Annotated in this window: 3 protein-coding genes; all 3 read left to right on the top strand. The window is 74.6% G+C overall.

What is annotated here, in order from left to right; translation table 11 throughout:
- Positions 1-559, top strand: a 559-nt coding sequence (locus tag DVA66_RS19850; RefSeq protein ID WP_232822088.1) for a TlpA family protein disulfide reductase, incomplete at its 5' end; no start/stop codon positions are given.
- A gap of 83 nt (positions 560-642) precedes the next feature.
- Positions 643-1,260, top strand: coding sequence for a stage II sporulation protein M (locus tag DVA66_RS19855; RefSeq protein ID WP_114561518.1), 618 nt, complete (start codon positions 643-645; stop codon positions 1,258-1,260).
- 70 nt (positions 1,261-1,330) lie between these two features.
- Positions 1,331-1,945 (top strand): MerR family transcriptional regulator (locus tag DVA66_RS22000; protein WP_114561519.1); only part of this gene is annotated, 615 nt, incomplete at its 3' end.

Here is a 1,945-nt window from a genome sequence, read left to right on the forward strand (position 1 = left end):
TGGCCCCCCGCCCGCCGGCCCGACGACCCCCGGGGCGAGCGCGCCGGCGGCGGAGGATGTCGAGGCGGCCCGGGTGGCCGCCGGCATCGCCGACTGCCCGGTCGCCGACCCCGCCGCCGAGCCCCGCCCCGACGGTCTGCCGCCGCTGGAGCTGCCCTGCCTGGGTGGGGGGGCGGAGGTCGACCTCTCCCGGCTGCGCGGCCAGCCGATGATGGTCAACGTCTGGGCGTCGTGGTGCACCCCCTGCCGGGCCGAGGCTCCCTACCTGTCGGAGGTCGCCGGGCTCACCGAGGGCGAGCTGCTGACCGTCGGCCTGCTCTACCAGGACGCCGACCCGCTCGCCGCGATCACCGTGGCCGAGGCCAGCGCCCAGCGCTACCCGCACGTGGTCGACCAGACCGGCGCCGTCCGCGAACCGCTGAGGGTGCCCGGGCCTCCGGTCACCTTCTTCGTCACCGCCGACGGCCGGCTGGCCCACACCCACGTCGGGCCGTTCACCAGCTCGACGCAGCTGCGCGAGCTGCTGGCCACCCACCTCGGGGTGGACGTCCCGGGCTGAGCTTGACCCTGTGGTGACCACACGGTCTGCACTGGTGCGCGTACCGCAGAGACGCTGCGGCCATCGACCCCCGGAGCTGACCCGTGCGCACCGTCCGCCGACCCCTGCAGATCATCCGCGACCACCTGCGGCCCTACCTCGTCCTCAACGCCGTCATGTACGGGCTGCTCCTGCTCGGCGTGGCGCTCGGCCTGCTCTTCCCCCAGCTCAACGCAGCCCGGGTGGAGGGTCTGGACACCGGCGGCACCACCGACCTGGTGGTCTCGCTGCTGACGAACCCGCCGCTGTTCGCGCTGACCATCCTGGCGGTCAACGTGTTCACCGTCAGCCTGGCCTCGATCATCCTGCCCTCGCTCGTCATCCCGTTCGCCGGCATCGCCGTCTTCGCCTACCGGGCGGTCACCATCGGCATCACGCTGGCGCCGAACGGCAGCACCACCTGGGCCGTCCTGGTGCCGCACTCGCTGACGGCCCTGATCGAGTTCCAGGCCTACATCCTGCTGACGCTGGGCGTCTGGGTGCACGGCTGGGCCTGGCTGCGACCGAGCACGGTCGACGCCGCGAACCGGCGCCAGGGCTACCTGCGCGGGCTGCGGAGCCTGGGCTGGCTGGCGCTGGCCGCGCTGGCGCTGCTGGTGCTCGGGGCGGTCTACGAGGCGCTCAGCCTGCGCTACCTGGTGCCCGTGCTGGCTGGGGTGTGAGCTTCGTCGACCACGCGACGTCCGGACTGCGACCATGCCCGCGACGCCGCCGGGCACCAGAGGAGGAGCGATGGCCTGGAGCACCCGACAGCTCGCCGAGCTCGCCGGCACGACCGTCAACACCGTGCGGCACTACCACTCCGTCGGGCTGCTGCAGCTGCCCGGGCGTGCCTCCAACGGCTACAAGCAGTACGGCGTGCCCCACCTGCTGCGGCTGCTGCAGATCCGCCGGCTGGTCGAGCTCGGGCTCTCCCTGGACCAGGTCGCCGCCCTGGACCGGGACGACCGCGACCCCGAGGCTGAGCTCGACGCGCTGGACGCCGAGCTCGCCGCCTCGGTCGAGCGGATGACCCGGGCGCGGGAGGAGCTCGCCCAGCTGCGCCGCCACCGTGCCCCGGCCGACACCCCGACCGGGTTCGCCCCGGTCGCCGAAGACCTCAGCGCCACCCAGCGCTCGCTGCTCAAGGTCTACGCCAGCGTCTTCGACGCGCCGGCGCTGCAGGAGTTCGGCCGGGCGATCGCGACGCCGGACCCGGCCGAGCAGGAGCTGGAGCGGCTGCCGGTCGACGCCGACGAGGCCACCGTGGACGCCCTGGCCGCCCGGCTGGTGGCCGTGGTCCGGCGCACCCGCGCGCAGCACCCCGGGCTGGACGACCCGCTGGCGGGGTCGACGCACGGGGCGGCG

It is taken from the genome of Desertihabitans aurantiacus, assembly GCF_003344635.1.
GTDB lineage: Bacteria > Actinomycetota > Actinomycetes > Propionibacteriales > Propionibacteriaceae > Desertihabitans > Desertihabitans aurantiacus.